The sequence below is a fragment of the Amycolatopsis rhizosphaerae genome, from assembly GCF_007713715.1.
Taxonomy (GTDB): domain Bacteria; phylum Actinomycetota; class Actinomycetes; order Mycobacteriales; family Pseudonocardiaceae; genus Amycolatopsis_E; species Amycolatopsis_E rhizosphaerae.
Genome location: NZ_VJWX01000097.1, coordinates 1 through 17,334 on the forward strand (window position 1 = coordinate 1; position 17,334 = coordinate 17,334).

General features: G+C 69.8%; 21 protein-coding genes. 5 read left to right on the forward strand and 16 right to left on the reverse strand.

The features are described from left to right. Positions 1-210 precede the first annotated feature (210 nt). From FNH05_RS12500 to FNH05_RS12510, 3 genes are all read left to right on the forward strand, one after another. Positions 211-1,098: a LysR family transcriptional regulator gene (locus FNH05_RS12500; protein WP_144587653.1), complete on the forward strand. Its 888-nt coding sequence runs from the start codon at positions 211-213 to the stop codon at positions 1,096-1,098. Positions 1,099-1,127: 29 nt separating this feature from the next. Beyond that, a complete protein-coding gene (locus tag FNH05_RS12505; RefSeq protein ID WP_144587655.1) occupies positions 1,128-1,715 on the forward strand; it encodes a TetR/AcrR family transcriptional regulator in 588 nt (195 codons plus the stop codon). A 720-nt stretch (positions 1,716-2,435) separates the two neighbouring features. After that, complete coding sequence (locus tag FNH05_RS12510; RefSeq protein WP_281287610.1) at positions 2,436-3,608, forward strand: HNH endonuclease signature motif containing protein; 1,173 nt, start codon at positions 2,436-2,438, stop codon at positions 3,606-3,608. A gap of 264 nt (positions 3,609-3,872) precedes the next feature. Here the strand turns inward: FNH05_RS12510 and FNH05_RS12520 are convergent, their stop codons facing one another. From FNH05_RS12520 to FNH05_RS12530, 3 genes are all read right to left on the reverse strand, one after another. Continuing rightward, a complete protein-coding gene (locus tag FNH05_RS12520; protein WP_144587657.1) occupies positions 3,873-4,493 on the reverse strand; it encodes an SIMPL domain-containing protein in 621 nt (206 codons plus the stop codon). Positions 4,494-4,564: 71 nt separating this feature from the next. After that, the gene (locus FNH05_RS12525; protein ID WP_144587659.1) at positions 4,565-5,011 is read right to left on the reverse strand and encodes a YdeI/OmpD-associated family protein; all 447 of its coding nucleotides are present in this window, start codon (positions 5,009-5,011) and stop codon (positions 4,565-4,567) included. Beyond that, positions 5,008-5,808 (reverse strand): alpha/beta fold hydrolase, encoded by an 801-nt coding sequence (locus FNH05_RS12530; protein WP_144587661.1) that lies wholly within the window; start codon positions 5,806-5,808, stop codon positions 5,008-5,010. Before FNH05_RS12530 ends, FNH05_RS12525 begins: the two co-directional genes overlap by 4 nt. A gap of 79 nt (positions 5,809-5,887) precedes the next feature. Between FNH05_RS12530 and FNH05_RS12535 the strand changes: the two genes are divergently transcribed. After that, entirely contained in the window at positions 5,888-6,514 is a 627-nt protein-coding gene (locus tag FNH05_RS12535) for a TetR/AcrR family transcriptional regulator (RefSeq protein WP_222426589.1), read from the forward strand. 23 nt (positions 6,515-6,537) lie between these two features. On the opposite strand, the gene FNH05_RS12540 is transcribed toward FNH05_RS12535, so the two are convergent. The 11 genes from FNH05_RS12540 to FNH05_RS12590 form a co-directional block, all read right to left on the reverse strand. Continuing rightward, complete coding sequence (locus FNH05_RS12540) at positions 6,538-6,972, reverse strand: VOC family protein (protein ID WP_144587665.1); 435 nt, start codon at positions 6,970-6,972, stop codon at positions 6,538-6,540. A gap of 91 nt (positions 6,973-7,063) precedes the next feature. Next, entirely contained in the window at positions 7,064-7,984 is a 921-nt protein-coding gene (locus FNH05_RS12545; RefSeq protein ID WP_144587667.1) for a class I SAM-dependent methyltransferase, read from the reverse strand. Between the two features lie 17 nt (positions 7,985-8,001). Next, the gene (locus FNH05_RS12550; protein WP_144587669.1) at positions 8,002-8,853 is read right to left on the reverse strand and encodes a class I SAM-dependent methyltransferase; all 852 of its coding nucleotides are present in this window, start codon (positions 8,851-8,853) and stop codon (positions 8,002-8,004) included. Between the two features lie 159 nt (positions 8,854-9,012). Continuing rightward, on the reverse strand, positions 9,013-10,122 hold the full coding sequence (locus tag FNH05_RS12555; protein WP_144587671.1) for an acyl-CoA dehydrogenase family protein: 1,110 nt from the start codon (positions 10,120-10,122) through the stop codon (positions 9,013-9,015). After that, the gene (locus FNH05_RS12560; RefSeq protein ID WP_144587673.1) at positions 10,119-11,312 is read right to left on the reverse strand and encodes an acyl-CoA dehydrogenase family protein; all 1,194 of its coding nucleotides are present in this window, start codon (positions 11,310-11,312) and stop codon (positions 10,119-10,121) included. The genes FNH05_RS12555 and FNH05_RS12560 overlap by 4 nt, the downstream gene beginning before the upstream one ends. A gap of 70 nt (positions 11,313-11,382) precedes the next feature. Further along, the gene (locus FNH05_RS12565; RefSeq protein ID WP_144587675.1) at positions 11,383-12,600 is read right to left on the reverse strand and encodes an acyl-CoA dehydrogenase family protein; all 1,218 of its coding nucleotides are present in this window, start codon (positions 12,598-12,600) and stop codon (positions 11,383-11,385) included. Positions 12,601-12,648: 48 nt separating this feature from the next. Next, positions 12,649-13,677 (reverse strand): phosphotransferase family protein, encoded by a 1,029-nt coding sequence (locus FNH05_RS12570; protein ID WP_144587677.1) that lies wholly within the window; start codon positions 13,675-13,677, stop codon positions 12,649-12,651. A 77-nt stretch (positions 13,678-13,754) separates the two neighbouring features. Continuing rightward, on the reverse strand, positions 13,755-14,207 hold the full coding sequence (locus FNH05_RS12575; protein ID WP_144587679.1) for a MaoC family dehydratase: 453 nt from the start codon (positions 14,205-14,207) through the stop codon (positions 13,755-13,757). A gap of 1 nt (position 14,208) precedes the next feature. After that, the gene (gene fabG / locus FNH05_RS12580; RefSeq protein WP_144587681.1) at positions 14,209-14,970 is read right to left on the reverse strand and encodes a 3-oxoacyl-ACP reductase FabG; all 762 of its coding nucleotides are present in this window, start codon (positions 14,968-14,970) and stop codon (positions 14,209-14,211) included. Positions 14,971-15,076: 106 nt separating this feature from the next. Continuing rightward, positions 15,077-15,757 (reverse strand): DUF998 domain-containing protein, encoded by a 681-nt coding sequence (locus FNH05_RS12585; protein WP_144587683.1) that lies wholly within the window; start codon positions 15,755-15,757, stop codon positions 15,077-15,079. A 41-nt stretch (positions 15,758-15,798) separates the two neighbouring features. After that, positions 15,799-16,278 (reverse strand): MarR family winged helix-turn-helix transcriptional regulator, encoded by a 480-nt coding sequence (locus tag FNH05_RS12590; protein ID WP_144587685.1) that lies wholly within the window; start codon positions 16,276-16,278, stop codon positions 15,799-15,801. A gap of 48 nt (positions 16,279-16,326) precedes the next feature. On the opposite strand from FNH05_RS12590, the gene FNH05_RS12595 reads away from it, so the two are divergent. Beyond that, positions 16,327-16,725, forward strand: a complete 399-nt coding sequence (locus FNH05_RS12595) for a DUF5313 family protein (protein ID WP_144587687.1) — start codon at positions 16,327-16,329, stop codon at positions 16,723-16,725. Between the two features lie 90 nt (positions 16,726-16,815). Here the strand turns inward: FNH05_RS12595 and FNH05_RS12600 are convergent, their stop codons facing one another. Both FNH05_RS12600 and FNH05_RS38005 read right to left on the reverse strand, forming a co-directional pair. Continuing rightward, entirely contained in the window at positions 16,816-17,052 is a 237-nt protein-coding gene (locus FNH05_RS12600; protein ID WP_144587689.1) for a hypothetical protein, read from the reverse strand. Between the two features lie 62 nt (positions 17,053-17,114). Further along, positions 17,115-17,334 (reverse strand): SCO6045 C-terminal-like domain-containing protein (locus tag FNH05_RS38005; RefSeq protein ID WP_483964224.1); only part of this gene is annotated, 220 nt, incomplete at its 5' end.

Here is a 17,334-nt window from a genome sequence, read left to right on the forward strand (position 1 = left end):
CGCCCGGGGTGCGGGGGCTGGGCAGCACCACGTGCTCACCCGCCCACCACGAGTCGTAGCCCAGCTCTTCGGCGCGCCGCGCCAGCCGGGCGGTGTGGCCGGGCGCGAGCGGGGCCTTGGCGTTCAGTCCGAAGACTCCGAGTTCCATGTGGGCGATCTTCGGGGCGGTGCGGGGCCGCCGTCCAAGACCTGTTGTTATAACCTTTGGTTATGGACATCCGGGTCCAGGACCTGCGGTACTTCGTGGCGGTCGCGGACGAACTGAGTTTCACCAGGGCCGCCGAGGCCCTGTTCGTGTCCCAGCCCGCGCTGAGCAAGCAGATCCGGCGCCTGGAGGCGGCACTGGGGGCGCGCCTGCTCGACCGGGACCGGCGCACCGTCGCGCTCACCGAGGCGGGAGCGGTGCTGCTTCCCCGTGCCCGGCAGATGGTGCGGAGCTGGTGCGGTGCCGAGGCGGAGATCGCGGCGCTGGCCGCCACCGGCAGGACCACGCTCACCGTGGGTTTCCAGACCAGGATCGGCCGCGGGCTGATCCCGGCCATCACCACCCGGATGCGTGAGGCACTGCCGGGCTGGCGGCTGGTGTTCCGGCAGGTGCCCTGGCACGACCCGACGGCCGGCCTCGCCCGCGGCGAGACGGACGTGGCGATCGCCTGGCTGCCCGTGCCCGCGGACGGCACCTACGCGTGGAAGGTGGTCAGCACCGAGGACCGCTGGGTGGCGCTGCCGGGCGGGCACCGGCTCGCGGAGCGGGAGGTGGTGCCGTTCCGGGAGCTGGAGGCTGAGCCGTTCCTCGCGCTGCCCGCCTCGGCCGGGCCGACGCGGGACTTCTGGCTCGCCACCGGGCAGCGCGACTGCCCGCCCCGGATCGCCGCGGAGGCCGTAACGGCCGAGGAGGCGATGGAAGGGGTCGCCGCAGGACTCGGCGTCACGCTCATCGCGGCCGGGGACGCCGAGATCAACCGCCGGGACGACGTGGTGTGCCGTCCGGTCGAGGGCCTGCCACCGAGCCGGCTCGCCGTCGTGTGGCGCGCCGTCGACGAGCGCCCCGCGGTCCGCCTGTTCGCCGAGGCCTGTGTGCGCTGCCTGTGCGCGTGAGCAGCGCCGGGCTCGCTTATGCTGGGCCGATGGTCCGTGACCCGTCCGAGGATTCCGTGCCCCGCCGCCTGCTGTCGGCGGCCACGAAACTGTTCGCCCAGCGGGGCTTCGACCGGACCTCGGTGCAGGAGATCGTGTCGGCCGCCGGGGTGACCAAGGGTGCGATGTACCACTACTTCGGCTCCAAGGACGACCTGCTGTCGGAGATCTACGGGCGGGTGCTGCGCCTGCAGACCGAGCAACTGGAGAAGGTGGCCGCGACCGAGGCGCCGGTGCGCGAGCGGCTGCGGCAGGCCGCGACCGACGTGGTCACCAGCACGATCGAGAACCTCGACGACACGACGATCTTCCTGCAGTCGATGCACCAGCTCAGCCCGGACAAGCAGAACGCGGTGCGTTCCGAGCGGCGCCGCTACCACGAACGGTTCCGCTCGCTGATCGAGGAGGGGCAGCGGGAAGGGCAGTTCCGCACGGACAAGCCCGCCGACATCGTGGTGGACTTCTTCTTCGGCTCGGTGCACCACCTGGGTTCCTGGTACCGCAGCAGCGGCCGTCTTTCCGCCCGGCAGGTGGGGGAGCACTACGCCGATCTGCTTCTCGACGCCCTCCGCCCCTGAGCCGGGCCAGTCCGGCCCGGGTGGCTTGCCGACGGCAACCGCCTCCGCGGCGCCGAGGGGTCCTGTGCGGCCTCGAAGAATGCGGATTCGTACTCCTGACCGGAAACATCGTCAATCCGCACTCGTAATTACACGCTTGGAAAATGGTGCTACCCGGGAAAATCTGCGAGGTCGACTCGTGGAGGTTTTCTCACGTGCTATCGGTACCTGCATCGATGTGCTGGCAGCGCAAGCGCCGGATCTTTCCGAGGTGCTCCAGCAACGACTCGCCCGCGGGGGCAGTCGCGTGATTCTGGACGGCATGCTCATCCCGGCCGATCGGGTTGCCGAGACCACCACCAGCATCGAGGGCAGACCGTCCACCTGTAGTACTCCGGCAAACGCCATGCCTTCGGTGGCAACGTTCAATACCTCGCCAGCACCGTGGGATTCCCGCTGTGGGTATCCGATGTCCGGCCCAATCCCTACCAGGGAGTGGGGATTGGCATACGCACCCCATTGAAGAACCCGGCCGACGGCAACGTCCTCGCCGTCGACAACCGTTGCCACAACACGCTTTCTCACCCGGCTACGCTGCCTTGGCGAACGCGCCGCCGTGATGCTCATCACCCGCTGGAAAACCCTCAACCGGATCATGCTACGCCCCAGGCGAATCGGACGATACTGAGAAAACCTCATTGGGTGATGCTATTGGCGATTTGTGGTCGATATAATTGTGGGGTGACCGAGAACTGGGGGTTTTCCGGGCCTGATCCGGAACTGTACGAGCGCATCGCCGATCTCGACCGGGATGACAAGATCTCGCTGCTGGCCGCGGCCGAGGCATATTCCAATGCTTACCAGGCGATGAAGCTGGCCGTGATCGCGGAGTTGGGGGATTCGGATTCGGTGGCGAAGGAGGTCGCCCTGGAATTGCATTATGGTGCGCGTCAGGCGGAGGGACAGGTGTCGCTGGCCCGGGATCTGGCGCGGCGGTTGCCTTCGACGTTCGAGGCGATGAAACGCGGTGCGCTGGATCCGTATCGGGCGTCGAAGGTGGCTGACCAGACCGCGGTTCTGACCGACGAGCAGGCGAGGGAGGTGGATGCCCGGGTGGCGGAAAAGATCACGACTCGGGATGCGACGTCGGTGCGGCGGCTGGTGAACAGGACCGTCGCCCGCGTCGATCCCGACGGGCACGCGCGGCGGTGTCAGGAGCGTAAGCGGTCCCGCAGTGTCCAGCTGTGCCATGAAAACGAGGGCATGGCCACCCTGTACGCCTATCTCCCGGCGGAGATCGCCGCGACCATCTACACCCGGGTGGATCGTGTCGCCCGGCGGCTGCGGGGCAGGGGCGAGGAGCGCACGCTGGACGAGTTGCGGGCGGATGTGTTCTCGGATTTGTGTCTGGGTGTTGCTGGCGAGGTGGAGGCGCCGCGGGCGGAAGTGTTCGTGTACCTGGATTTCCTGACCTGGACCGGGCTGCGTAACGAACCCGCCGAACTCGCCGGACACGGACCCATCCCCGCCCAACTGGCGCGGGAGATCGCCGCGAATGCCACGATCCGGCGGGTCATCACCGACCCCATGACCGGCACCCCCATCGACGTCGGACGCCACCGCTACCGGCCGTCCGCCGCCACCAAGGAGTTGGTCCAGGTACGAGACAGGGAATGCCGAGTACCCGGGTGCCACAGACCGGTCCAGGCCTGCGACCTCGACCACGTCGAACCCTGGGCCCAGGGCGGCAACACCCACAGCACCAACCTCTGCGGACTATGCCGCCGCGACCACCGGTTGAAGGACGAACCCGGCTGGCAGCACCGGATGACCGGCACCGGGACGCTGGAGATCACCACTCCGGCCGGTCGCACCTACCGCAGCCAACCCGAACCCCTCACCACCGCCGCCTGAGCCGATTCGCCGCCGTATCGGTGCTACTGCGCAGGGTTCGAGGGCGCTGACCTGTTTCCGGCTGGCGATGCCGGTCCTGGGCTACTTCCGCCAGTGCCGCTGGCCGTGCGAGTTGGTGGGGGCGTGACAGCCCGCAGTTCGTCCCGGTGCTGCCAGGGACCACCGCGCCATGGCCACCCGCTACGACAAACTCGCCGTGCGCTACGAAGCCACCATCCGCATCGCTGCAATCAACGAATGGCTCTGAGCGACTTCGTCGCAGTACTAGTCCGGGAGCTCCCAGGTCGTCGTGCAGGTGGCGGCCACGGTGACCCATTGCGGTTCGAGAGACAACTCGGCGATGTCCGGCCGGGGCGCGCCGCCCGCGGGCGCAGGCATCCTGTTCGCCCCGAACGGGGCCGGTTGCCCGGTCGCCAAGCCGTCCCGGAGACGCAGCAAGGGGCCGAGCCCGCGTCCCAGCGCGTTCGCATAGCCCTCGGCCCGCCGCCTCGCCTCCGCGACCGCTTCCCGCTGCGCCTGGCGCATCGCGTCGTCTCGGTCGGCCAGTTCCCAGGACGGGCCGGCGAGGCTCGCGGGCTCGGTGCGTACGAGGCCGGCGACCAGATCGTCGAGCACGGCGAGGTCGGTGATCCGGATCAGATAGGACTGGTCCGCCTGAGCCCCGGACCGCCGCTTGACGTCCCAGGTGTCGTGCACGGACAACCGCCGGTCGCGTACCTGGACGCCGTCCCCGGCGAGGAGGGATTCCACCGGGCCGATCCGCTTCGTGAGCGTGGTTACCGCACCCGCCCGGTCCTTGGCTCGCTCGGTGTAGACCACCCGGAACAGTGCCCGGTCCGCGATCCGCTCCACCTGACCCGACCCCTGGGTCTCGACTTCGGCCATGCCGTCCAGCAAACCCGATTCCGGTGGCCGCGGCAACGAAACCGGCCTCCCGGCCCAGGCGAGCGCGCTGGTCAGCGGCGGCGGCCCTCCCGCAGCATCCCGATGGCCTGCGCGATCCGCCGCTGCCGAGTCTCGGCCTTCTTCGCGTCTTCGACCCAGAGCGTGTAGGCCCGTTTCTGGCTGTAGGACAAGCTGCCGAAGAATTCCCTGGCCGTGTCGTCCCCGTCGAGGGCCTGCGCGAAGTCGGGCGGCACGGTCACCTCGCGCGGTTCGGAGTCGAGTTCCAGCTCGACCTCGACCTGGTCTCCCGCGGCGATACCGGCGCCCGCGCGATGTTCGGCGCTGACCGGCAGCATGAACTCGCCGTCCATCGGCGCGACCGTGCTGCGGTAGCTGTGCCCGTTGATGGTGACGCGAACGGCCGGGCGCCGGGAACCGAGGGAGGCCACGACCTCCTCGGGCACGGGGATCCCCGTCGCGGTCTTGCCGTTCAGTCTGAGCTCGGCACGGAATTTCATGATTTCTCCCGGAAGAACTCGGTCAGGACCGGTGCGAGCGGCCGTGGTTTCACCATGTGGTTCTGGCCCGGCAGGACACGAAGCCGGGCATCGGGAAGGGCCGCCGCGACGGCTCGCACCGAGTTCTGCATCCACTGTGGACTCTCTCCACCGACGGCGGCCAGCGCCGGTGCCTTGATCGAGGCGAACTTCTCGGCCGGCAGCGCGTGACCTCGCTGCCCTCCGGCCATGATCGTGAGGTCGTACGGGAGGGTGTGCGCGACGGCCTTCAGCTTCGACCACACCGGAAACACCGACATCACCGCGACCATGACGGCGGGCGCCCCGACCTGCCTCATGAAGAGCTTGACCGCCTCACCCCGGCGTCCCGCGGCGACCGCCGCTTCGATCCGGGCGGCGTGGTCGGCGGGCACTGGCGGGCGGCTGTCGTCCACGATGAACGGCGGTTCGTACACGGCCAGCCTGGCGATGCCCGGGATGCGGGCTGCCGCCTCGAGTGCGAGACCCGCACCGGAGGAGGTCCCGTACACCGAAACCCCGCCACCGGCCTCCTCGACCAGGGCTTCGAGGTCTTCGACCTCGCGCTCGACGGCGTACGGCGGCGTATTGCCGCTTTCGCCCCGGCCCCGGCGGTCGTAGGTGTACACGGTGAAGGCGGTTTTCAGCTGTTCTGCCAGTGGCCCGCTCGGGCCGAACGCCCGGTGGCACAGCGCTCCGTCGACCAGGATCACCGCCGGCCCGGTGCCCGACGTGGAATACGCGATGGCCGTGCCGTCGCGGGAAGTCACCGTGCGCATGGTCCCTCCAGTTGGTCCGGGCCTGGACAGTACTATCGCCAGTACTGGACCGTCCAGTACTACCACGAAGGAGGCCTCGGTGCCCGAGGACACGAGCCGGTCGGGCCGCAAACGCCAGGCGATCGTCGAGGCGGCCACGGCGCTCTTCCTGGACAAGGGCTATCAGGGCACAAGCATGGACGAGATCGCCTCCGCGGCCGCCGTCTCCAAGCAGACGGTCTACAAGCACTTCGCGGACAAGGAACGGCTGTTCAGCGCCATGATCCTCGGCACGCTCACCGCGGTCGCCGAGCCGTTCGCGACCGAGATCCGCGCGCTCACCGAGACCGAGGACGTGGAGAAGGACCTGGGCGAACTGGCCCGCAGCTATGTCGCGGCGGTGCTGCAGCCGCGGGTCGTCCAGCTCCGGCGGCTGATCATCAGCGAGGCCGGGCGGCTGCCCGCGCTGACCCGCGCCTACTACGAGAGGGCCCCGGAGCGGACGCTGCGCGGGCTGGCGGACTGCTTCGAGCACCTGGCCGGGCGAGGTCTGCTGAAAGTCGACGAACCGCCGGTCGCCGCCGAGCACTTCGCGTTCCTGATCCTGGGCCGGTTGCTGGACAAGGCGTTGTTCTACGGGCTACCGGAACCCTTCCCGGAGGCGGAACTCAACCGCTCCGCCGAGGCCGGAGTCCGCGTCTTCCTCGCCGCCTACCGGCCGCGGTGACGCCGCCTCGCCCGTCGCTGCCCTCAGTCGATGCAGAACTCGTTGCCCTCGATGTCCAGCATCGGGATGCACGACTCATTACCGTCACCCGCATACAGCGTTTGCACATGTACCGCGCCGAGCGGGACCAGTCGTGCGCATTCGGCCTCCAGTGCGGCGAGGCGCTCTTCGCCCACGAGCCCGGTGCCGACCCGCACGTCAAGATGCAGCCGGTTTTTGGCGGCCTTGCCTTCGGGGACGCGCTGGAAGTACAGTCGCGGGCCCACGCCGGAGGGATCGATACAGGCGAACCACGAATCCCGCTGCTCAGGCGGCTGCGAGCGCTTGTAATCGTCCCAAGTGGCAAACCCTTCCGGCGGCGGCGGTACGACATACCCCAACACCTCGCACCAGAAACGAGCGAGGCGCTCAGGTTCCGCGCAGTCGAAGGTGACCTGGAACTTCTTGATCGACGTCACCGGTCCACCCTATGCGGTCCAGCGCGCCCTGTTCGATCGCTTTGAGGGTAACGACGATGCGGCACCTTGTGGCCACTCGGCCGGGGGGCTGCTACTTCGTGGTCTTGTCGAGGGTGCCGCTGACGTAGAGCATGGCGCCCATGCGCATGTCGTCGTCCTTCAGGGGCGGAAGGTCGTTGGCGGCGAACAGGTCCCGGATGCTGGTTCCGTTCAGAGCCCAGCCGCGGTCGATCAGGTAGGGAGCCGCTTCGTTGCGCTCACCGAAATAGCGCAGCCTCGCCATGCCGGGATCGAAACCGCGCGCACGCCAGCGTTCGGAGATGCGGTCCAGGCCTTCCTTCGTCTTGTCCTCGTCGCCCGGTTGCGGGTTGGGCCTGCTTTCGGTGGCCACCCGGCTTCCCGGCGCGCTGAGTTCGGTGATGGTGTCCAGCAGGCGGTCCTGCGCGTCGGGCGGCAGGTAGCCCAGCAGGCCTTCGGCGCTCCACGCGGTCGGCCGGGCCGGGTCGAATCCGGCGGCGCGCAGTGCGGCGGGCCAATCGTCGCGCAGATCGACCGCGGCCACTCTCCGGTCGGCGGTGGGCGCGGCGCCCAACCCGGCCAGTGTGCGGGTCTTGAATTCGACGACCTGCGGCTGGTCGACCTCGTACACCACGGTCCCGGCCGGCCAGTGCAGCCGGTACGCGCGGGAATCCAGCCCCGAGGCCAGGATCACGACCTGTGTGATGCCCGCGTTCGTCGCATCGAGGAAGAACTCGTCGTAGAACTTGGTGCGCACCTTGGCCAAGTCGATCCAGATCTGCTCGACCAAGCCGTCGGGGGGCACTTCGCCGGTCGCCAGCCGGGTGAGGAGGTCGACGCCGACCGCCCGGACGAGCGGTTCGGCGAACGGGTCGTCGATGAGCGGACGATCCGCCCGGGTCGCTATCGCCCGGGCCGCCGCGGCCGCGGTGGCGGTCGCGCCGACGCTGGAGGCCAGATCCCAGGTGTCTCCGTCGTACCTGGTGGAGTTCATCTTCTGCCTTGTCTCCCTCAGGCGCGCCGGGCGTGGATGAGCCAGTGTGCCGCGCTGTACAGCACACCCCGGTCGGTGAGGTGGGCGGCGAGGTCGGCCTTGAGGGTGTCGAGGGCGCGGGCGCGGGATTCGCCGTCGAGTTGCCCGAAGGCCGAGGCGAACTGGTGGGCGACGAAGTCGAAGGCGTCATCGACATCACGGCCGTAGTACATCGGGACGGTCAGGCCGGTCATCGAGACGTCGGTGAAGCCCGCTCCGCCCAGCAACCGGCGCACCCGGCCGGGGTCGCTCAGCGAGAACGGTGAGGGAGCCCCGGGTGGTGGCGGTGGCAGTTCACGACCGCCGGAGGCGATGGTGCGGAACGTGCGGATGCCCTCATTGCGGTCGAGCGCCTGCCAAGTCAGCTGCACGAACCGGCCGCCCGGCTTCAGCGCGCGCGCGATGTTGGCGAACGCCGCCTGGTGGTCGCCGAAGAACATCGTGCCGTGCCGGCTGACGGCGACGTCGAAGCGCGACTCACCGAAGTCGTGGACCTGCGCATCCGCTTGGACGAACGTCGCGTTGGCCAGCTGGTCCTTCGCGGCCAGTGTGCGCGCGAGCTCCAGCAGCGGCGACGACAGGTCGACGCCCAGCGCCGAACCTTCGCTCGCGATGCGCGCCGCGTCGCGAGTGACCTGGCCACTGCCGCATCCGATGTCCAGCACCACCGAATCCCGCCGGAGCCCGGCTGCCTTCACCAGCTCACCGTGGTAGCCGGCGATGCCCTGGTCGAAGCGTTCGGCGCGCTCGGCCCAGAATGCTCCACCGGCGCCGTCCCAGGAGCGGAACTGATCGGTGTTGGACGAGTCGACGGCAGGAATGGCGGTCACGGTTTTTCTCCCCCCGGAATCGGGGGCCGAGTGTACCCGGCCACCCGGCGAGAGGTGATCGATTTCCGGGTTCGCCCGGGACGTGCTCAACCCTGGGGGACACCGCGACGACACCGGCCCCTGACCCGGTGGGGGTCAGGGGCCGGTGTGCGTGCCGGATCAGGCGGGCAGGTCGACCAGGGTGGCCAGGGCGGCGCGGTGCCTTCCCGGCGTGCCCAGGGCGAGCTCGTCGCTCTTGGCGCGCTTGAGGTACAGGTGCGCCGGGTGTTCCCAGGTCATGCCGATCCCGCCGTGCAGCTGGATCGCCTCCTCGGCCGCGTGCACCGCGATCCCCGCGCAGGTGGACTGGGCCACCGCGACCGCGACCGGGACGTCCTCGTCACCGGTGGCCAGGGTGTCGGCGGCGTAGCGTGCCGTCGCCCTGGCCGAGACCAGCTCCAGGTACAGGTCGGCCAGCCGGTGCTTGAGCGCCTGGAACGACCCGACCGGGCGGCCGAACTGGTAGCGCTGCTTGACGTAGGCCACCGTCTCGTCGAGGCACCATTGCGCCACCCCGAGCTGTTCGGAGGCCAGCAGCCCGGCACCGGCCGTCAGCGCCCGCTCCAGCGCGGCCGCGGCACGGTCCGGGCCTGCCAGCAGCCGCCCCGGCGCGCCGTCGAGGGTGACCTCGCCGAGCCTGCGGGTCAGGTCCAGCGGCGTCACCTCGGTGACGGTGACGGCCGAGGCGTCCACGGCGTAGAGCCCCGGGCCCTCCGGACCGGTCGCCGGGACGATCAGCACGTCGGCCGCGGTGGCGTCCGCGACGACGGTGACCGTGCCGGTGAGTGAGCCGTCTTCGGCCCGCACGGACGACGGGAACTCCGCGCCCGGCCAGGTGGTCAGCGGCACCGCGAGGGCACCGATCGCCTCACCCGAGGCGAGCCGGCGCAGCAGATCGGCCACAGTGGACCCACCCGTGTCGCAGGCCAGCAGCGCCGACGTGGCGAGCACCGCGCTGCCCAGGAACGGCACCGGCACCACCGCGCGGCCGATCTCCTCCAGCACGACGGCCACTTCGCGCGCCGAAGCGCCCTGGCCGCCGAGTTCCTCGGGGACGAGCAGGCCGGCCAGACCCAGTTCCGCGGCGAGGGTGCGCCACAGCTTCAGGTCGTAGGGCTCGCCGCTTTCGGTGCGGGCCAGAACCGCGGCCGGGGAAGCCTGATCGGCGAACAGATCGCGCACACTGGCGCGGAGGTCCTCCTCGACCTCTGAGTACAGCAGATCGGTCACCGCGGCAGGTCCTTCCAGGCAACGTCCTTGTCGACGCGGGGTTCGGAGGGCAGGCCGAGCACGCGCTCGGAGATGATGTTGCGCAGCACCTCGGAAGTGCCGCCCTCGATCGAGTTGCCCTTGGCCCGCAGGTAGCGGTAGCCGGCCTCGCGGCCGATCATGTCCACCTTCTCCGGCCTGCGCATCGTCCAGTCGTCGTAGCACAGGCCGTCCTCACCGCCCAGTTCGACCTCGAGCCCGGTCAGCGCCTGCTGAAGCCGGGCGAACGCCAGCTTCATCGCCGAGCCCTCGGGGCCGGGCTGCCCGGCCGCCATCTGCTGGCGCAGGCGCGTCGCGGCCAGCCGCATGGCCTCCGCCTCCGCCCAGTGGCGGACCAGCCGGTCGTGCAGGTCGGGGGTGCGCAACTCCGGACGCTCGCGCCAGGTCTTCGCCACCATCCCGATCAACCCGCCCTCGCGCGGCATGGCGTGGCCGCCGATGGCGACCCGCTCGTTCATGAGCGTGGTCTGGGCGACCTTCCAGCCCTCGCCGACCGCGCCGAGCCGGTTGGCGTCGGGGATCCGCACCCCGGACAGGAAGACCTCGTTGAACTCGGCCTCACCGGTGAGCTGGCGCAGCGGGCGCACGTCCACACCCGGGTCGGTCATGTCGCACACGAAGTAGGTCATGCCCTGGTGCTTGGGCACGTCCGGATCGGTGCGGGTGACCAGGATGGCGAAGCGGGCGATGTGCGCGACCGAGGTCCACACCTTCTGCCCGTTGACGATCCAGTCGTCGCCGTCACGCACCGCGCGGGTGCCCAGCGCCGCCAGGTCGGAACCGGCACCCGGCTCGCTGAACAGCTGGCACCACACCTCCTCGCCGGTCCACAGTGGACGGAGATAGCGCTTCTTCTGCTCCTCGGTGCCGAACCGCAGGATGGTCGGGGCCGCCATGCCCAGCCCGATGCCGATCCGGCGCGGGTTGTTGTCGGGGGCGCCCGCCTTCTCGAACTCGGCGTCCACCACGGGCTGCAGTTCCCGGGGAGCGTCCAGCCCGCCGAGGCCCGCCGGGTAGTGCACCCAGGCCAGCCCCGCGTCGAACCGGGCGCGCAGGAACTCCAGCCGGTCCGTGGTCGCGGGGTCGTGCGCGGCGAGGAACTCGCGCACCTTTCCCCGCAGCTCGTCGGCCATGCCGGTGGTCGCCGTCATCGGGCCTCCTTGTTTATGCGGGACACCCGCACCCGGTCGGCCCCGATGAAGGGGGCTTCGCCAGTGTCCTTCATCGGGCCTCCTTATACTTCTTCAGTTCACGGCGGGCCATCGAGCGCTTGTGCACCTCGTCCGGGCCGTCGGCGAAGCGCAGCGTCCGGGCCGCCACCCACAGCTCGGCGAGCGGGAAGTCCTGGCTGATCCCCCCGGCGCCGTGCGCCTGGATGGCCTTGTCGAGAATCCATTCCACAGTGGACGGAGTGGCGATCTTGATGGCCTGGATCTCGGTGTGCGCGCCGCGGTTGCCGACGGTGTCCATCAGCCAGGCGGTCTTGAGCACCAGCAGCCGCAGCTGTTCGAGCTTGACCCGGGATTCGGCGATCCAGTCCTGCACCACGCCCTGCTCGGCGATCGGCTTGCCGAAGGCGGTCCGGTTCAGCGCGCGGCGGCACAGCAGTTCCAGGCCGCGCTCGGCCATGCCGATCAGGCGCATGCAGTGGTGGATGCGGCCCGGGCCGAGCCGGGCCTGGGCGATGGCGAACCCGGCGCCCTCCTCGACGAGCAGGTTTTCCGCCGGGACGCGCACGTTGTCGAAGATGACCTCGGCGTGCCCGCCGTGCCAGCCGTCGGTGTAGCCGAAGACGGTCATGCCGCGCTTGACGGTCAGGCCGGGGGTGTCGCGCGGGACCAGGATCTGGCTCTGCTGCCGGTGCGACTCGGCGTCCGGATCCGTCTTGCCCATCACGATGAAGATCTTGCAGTTCGGGTCCATCGCGCCGGTGATGAACCACTTGCGCCCGTTGATGACGTAGGAGTCGCCGTCGCGCTTGATGCTGGTGCAGATGTTGCTCGCGTCGGAAGAGGCCACGTCCGGCTCGGTCATCGCGAACGCCGAGCGGATCTCCCCGTCCAGCAGCGGCTGCAGCCACTGCTTGCGCTGCTGCTCGGTGCCGAACTCGGTTAGCACCTCCATGTTGCCCGTGTCCGGCGCGGCGCAGTTCAGCGCGATCGGTGCCAGGTGCGGGCTGCGGCCGGTGATCTCCGCCAGCGGCGCGTACTGCAGGTTCGTCAGGCCCGCGCCGTGCTCCCCGGGCAGGAAGAAGTTCCACAGCCCGCGCTTGCGCGCTTCGGCCTTGAGCTGCTCCACCACCGGCGGCGGGGCCCACTCGTTCTCACGCTCGGCGAGCTGCTCCTCGAACACCGCTTCCGCGGGGTAGACGTGCTCGTCCATGAATTCCAGGAGCTTCGCGCGAAGCTCCTCTGTCTTGGCGTCGAAGGCGAAGTCCATCCTCAACTCCATTGTCTCGTGGGCTGCGGACTGCCGTAGGGGGATTCCTTACGGTGCCAGGTCTTTCAGGGTTTCGTTGCCGAGCTGCACCAGCGGTTCGACCGCGGCCCCGATCTGTTCGAAGCCGGCGCCGACCGTCTTGCCCTGGGTGAAGCGGTAGTAGATGCCTTCCAGGATCACCGCGAGCTTGAAGAAGGCGAAGGCCACGTACCAGTTCAGGGCGGAGACGTCCCGGCCCGAGCGCGCGGCGTAGCGGGCCACCACCTCGTCCGTGCTGGGATACCCGGGCGCGGAGCTGACGTTGGACACCACGTCGAGGCTGATCCGGCTCCGCTCGGCGTAGGCGACCATCAGCGCCAGGTCGGTGAGCGGGTCGCCCAGCGTCGACATCTCCCAGTCGAGCACCGCGGTGATGCGGTCGTTCGCGTCGACCAGCACGTTGTCGAGCCGGTAGTCGCCGTGCACGATCGCGGCGGGGCCGGACTCGGGCAGCGCCCGGGTCAGCCCCTCGTGCAGGAGGTCGATCCCCGCGATGTCCCGGCTCCGGGAGGAGTCCAGCTGCTTCTTCCAGCGGCGCACCTGCCGTTCCAGGAATCCTTCGGGGCGGCCGAAATCGGCCAGCCCGACCGCCGCCGGGTCCACCGCGTGCAGGTCGACGAGGGTGTCGACGAGCGCGTCGGCGATGGCCCTGGTCCGCTCCGGGCCGAGCGCGGTCAGCTCGGCCTCGCTGCGGTACGGGGTGCCGGTGACGAACTCCATCACGTAGAACGGTGCGCCGATCACCTCGGTGTCCTGGCAGAGCGTGATCGTGCCGGGCACGGGAACGTTCGTCCCGTGCAGGGCCTTGATCACGCGGTGCTCCCGGACCATGTCGTGCGCGGTGGGCAGGACGTGCCCCAGCGGCGGGCGGCGGACCACCCACCGCGCGGTGCCGTCGCTGACGATGTAGGTGAGATTGGACCGGCCGCCCTCCACCACCTCGCCAGTGAGGGGGCCCTTGACCAGGCCGGGGGCCTGCTCGTCCAGGTGTGCGCGCAGCCGGGCCAGATCCAGGCCCGGCGGGTCTTGATGGCTCACGGAGGCCTCCTCATCTCAGTACCGACCAGTCGGTATGTTCCACGGTAGCGGCAGCGGGCCGCCGGTCCCTCACCGGGTCAGCCCAGCATGCGGGTGACGAACTCGGCGATGCACGCCGGCTTCGTCTCGCCTTCGATTTCGATCGTCCAGCGGGTGACCGCCTGCTTGCCGCCCGGCACGTCGGTCAGCTCCAGCAGCTCCCCGCCGCCCCGGATCCGCGAGCCCACCTTCACCGGGGACGGGAACCGCACCTTGTTGAGCCCGTAGTTGATGCCCATGGCGAGGTTCTCGACCCGGTAGGTGCGGGCGGCCAGCGCCGGGATCAGCGACAGGGTGAGGAACCCGTGCGCGATCGGCGCGCCGAACGGGCCCTGCTTGGCCTTTTCCACGTCGACGTGGATCCACTGGTGGTCGTCGGTGGCGTCGGCGAAGGTGTTGACCTGTTCCTGCGTGACCGTGTACCACTCGCTGTACCCGAGGTGTTCGCCGACGGCCCCGGCGAACTCCTCCAGCCCGTTGAAGACGCGCATCTCAGTCCTTCGGTCCGCCGGCGACGTAGATGACCTGGCCGGACACGAACCCGGCGCCCTCGCTCACCAGGAACGACACCGTGTTGGCGATGTCCTCCGGCTTGCCGACGCGGTTCACCGGGATCTGCGCGGCGGCGGCCTTCTTGAAGTCCTCGAACGGCACGCCGAGGCGCTCGGCGGTGGCCGCGGTCATGTCGGTCTCGATGAAGCCCGGGGCGATGGCGTTGGCGGTGACGCCGAACCTGCCGAGCTCGATGGCCAGGGTCTTGGTGAAGCCCTGCATGCCTGCCTTGGCCGCGGAGTAGTTGACCTGACCCCGGTTGCCCAGCGCGGAGGTACTGGACAGGTTGACGATCCGGCCCCACTTCTGGGCGGTCATGTGCTGCTGCACCGCGCGGGTCATCAGGAAGGAGCCCCGCAGGTGCACGTTGAGGACCGAGTCCCAGTCCTCGTCGGTCATCTTGAAGATCAGGTTGTCGCGGGTGATCCCGGCGTTGTTGACCAGCACGGTCGGCGGGCCGAGCTTCTCGGCGACCTTGGCGACGGCGGAGTCGACCTGATCGGTCTTGCTGACGTCCAGTCCGACCCCGATCGCCTTGCCGCCCTCGGCGACGATCGCCTCGGCGCCCTTGGTGACGCCGGCTTCGTCCAGGTCGAGCAGCCCCACCGCGAAACCGTCCGCGGCCAGTTTGCGGGCGACGGCGGCACCGATGCCCCGGCCGGCGCCGGTCACGATCGCGACCCGGGAGTGGGATTCGGTCACAGTGCTGTTCCTCCTCGGCATTGAGTTGCACAGAGTCGAGCGCTCCTAAGCGAGCGCTTAGAAAGCTACCGCCAACGACCGGCGCTGTGGCGCGATGTGGCTCATGTCACGCCTGTGAGCGTAGTAGCGGTACCGCCAGCGTGGCGACCGCGAGCAGTTCGGTGACGGCCAGCAGCCGTTCCACCAGGCCGAGCGGGAGGACCGCCCACCAGGGGCCCGCCGAGGCCGGGATCAGCACCGCCGCGCCGATGATCACGCCGAACCAGGCGAGGGAGGCGGCACCGAGCAGGCGGGCCGTCCGGCGCCACGCGCGGGCCCGGGGGAAGACCCTCCCGGTGGCGGCGAGGATCGCCACCGGGAGGCAGAGGAAGCCGGCCACGCTCGCGATGCGGTGCACCGTGCCACCGGCGCTCGGGCCCACCGCCCAGTTCGTCTTCGGGAACGCGACGATCACCAGCAGGCTCACCGTCCACACGGTGGCGAGCAGAGTGGCCGCCGACAGCGCGCGCAGTGTCCCGTGCAGCAGATGGACCACGAAGAGCAGTGCCGAGCCGAGGGCCACCAGGATCACCGCCACGTCGAAGTACGCCTTGTTGGCGGTCAGCCCGTACTCGCTGATGGTCAGCCGGATCGCGCTGAGCCTGCTCGTCGGCGGCAGGAACTGCAGCAGCAGGATCAGGGCCGCCCCCGCGGCGAGTGCGGCCAGCCCCGCCATGCCGAGGACGGCCGGTACCCGGCTGCGGCGGGTGGGCGGCGCCGCGGCCGCCCCGTCGAGGGTCGCGCTCATGAACCCGACCCTAGGCGGACGATCTTGAGATTCCCTGGGAATCAGGAAGCGCTTCCGGGGCCGTCCGTGCCCAGTGCCCGGTCCGTCGCCGCGATCACGCGGCCCAGCGCCTTGTGCAGCGCTTCGAGTTCGGCCACGTCCATGCCCAGCTTCGCCACGACCTGGTACGGGATCTTCTCGGCCTCCTTGCGCAACTCGCGACCGGTGGCGGTGAGATCCACGCTCAACGCGCGCTCGTCGGCCCGGTTGCGGGTCCTCGTGACGTAGCCGAGGCTCTCCAGCCGTTTGAGCAGGGGAGAGAGCGTGGCGGGCTCGGCCCGCAGTGCCTGGCACAGGTCCTTCACCGTGCGCGGCGCCCGCTCCCACAGCGCCAGCAGGACGAGGTACTGCGGATGCGTCAGGCCGTGGGGTTTGAGCAGGGGCCGGTAGATCGCGATGACGCTGCGCGAGGCCACGGACAGGGCGAAGCACACCTGCCGGTCCAGCGCGAGCGGATCTTCGCCGAGATCGACCGTGGTCACCGGTGCCTCCACTGGATTAGTTAGTGCACTAACTATTAGTCTGCTGACATGAGCCTACGACGACGGCCGAATCCCCTGCAGTGGATCTGGTACGCCCTGGGGGGCAGGCTGCCCGAGCGGTACCGGGAATGGGTGCTGCACGACACGACCTCGCGCTTCTGGGTCTGGCGCCACGCGGCCCGCAGCACCGTCCTCGTCGGCCCGCTGATGGCGGTCTGGCTGCTGCTGCCCGGACCGCTCCTGCTGCGCCTGGCCCTGGTCCTGATGGCCGCGCTGGTCGGCTACTTCTACTCGTTCGTCTACATGGAGGAGGCCGCGGAGAACCGGCTCAAGAAGCACGGTTACCCCGCTGGGACCGGCAAGAAGATCCGGAGGCAGGCCCACGCCGAGGAGGACCGGCTGGCGCTTGAACGCTACATCGCCCAGTACCGCACCCCGCAGGAGTAGCGCGAGCCGGGCCGTGAAGGGTCCCTTCACAGCCGATACGACCGTGAAGGGTCCCTTCACGGCGCTGGCTGGGCACCTCGGCGTGAAGAGTCACGGCTGTCTTTGCCGCTGAGCGGCGAGGCCCGGACACCAGCCGTTCCGGGTGGTGCTCCGCCGGGGCCGCCCCGCGGGCGGGGCGAGGTGGCCGTGCAGGTGCCAGCGTTCACCGTCGTGGGCCCAGTGGAGGAACTCCTCCTCCCACGGCCGGTTCAGCAGGTCCTGTCGTTCGGCGAGTTCGGCCTGGGTGGCCAGGAATTCGCGGAGTGCGGGCAGCAGTTTCCGGAACACGTCCCCAGTGTGTGCACGCTCGCCCGGCGCGACGAGTGGCAGTTCTGCCCCTGGTCGTCGAATTACCGCCAAGGCAGCCGGCGGCGGAGATGGCCTTGCTTCCGGGCCCAGGCCACGAACGCGCGTGCGTCCTCCCTGGCGCGGGTGTCCGTCCTTTTCGGATGCTCGCGTGCGTACTCGTCGAACACCGCGGGGAACTTCTCGCCGAGCGCGCGGCAGGCCCGCGGTTCCAGCTTGGCCACCACCCGGCGCCGTTTCGCCCGCAGGGCGGCGGTTTCGAGG

Bases quoted from the DNA above. Each gene is read 5' to 3' on its own strand.
- FNH05_RS12500 (WP_144587653.1), top strand. From the start codon at position 211: ATGGACATCCGGGTCCAGGACCTGCGGTACTTCGTGGCGGTCGCGGAC.
- FNH05_RS12505 (WP_144587655.1), top strand. From the start codon at position 1,128: ATGGTCCGTGACCCGTCCGAGGATTCCGTGCCCCGCCGCCTGCTGTCG.
- FNH05_RS12520 (WP_144587657.1), bottom strand. From the start codon at position 4,493: ATGGCCGAAGTCGAGACCCAGGGGTCGGGTCAGGTGGAGCGGATCGCG.
- FNH05_RS12525 (WP_144587659.1), bottom strand. From the start codon at position 5,011: ATGAAATTCCGTGCCGAGCTCAGACTGAACGGCAAGACCGCGACGGGG.
- FNH05_RS12530 (WP_144587661.1), bottom strand. From the start codon at position 5,808: ATGCGCACGGTGACTTCCCGCGACGGCACGGCCATCGCGTATTCCACG.
- FNH05_RS12545 (WP_144587667.1), bottom strand. From the start codon at position 7,984: ATGAACTCCACCAGGTACGACGGAGACACCTGGGATCTGGCCTCCAGC.
- FNH05_RS12560 (WP_144587673.1), bottom strand. From the start codon at position 11,312: ATGACGGCGACCACCGGCATGGCCGACGAGCTGCGGGGAAAGGTGCGC.
- FNH05_RS12565 (WP_144587675.1), bottom strand. From the start codon at position 12,600: ATGGACTTCGCCTTCGACGCCAAGACAGAGGAGCTTCGCGCGAAGCTC.
- FNH05_RS12575 (WP_144587679.1), bottom strand. From the start codon at position 14,207: ATGCGCGTCTTCAACGGGCTGGAGGAGTTCGCCGGGGCCGTCGGCGAA.
- FNH05_RS12585 (WP_144587683.1), bottom strand. From the start codon at position 15,757: ATGAGCGCGACCCTCGACGGGGCGGCCGCGGCGCCGCCCACCCGCCGC.
- FNH05_RS12595 (WP_144587687.1), top strand. From the start codon at position 16,327: ATGAGCCTACGACGACGGCCGAATCCCCTGCAGTGGATCTGGTACGCC.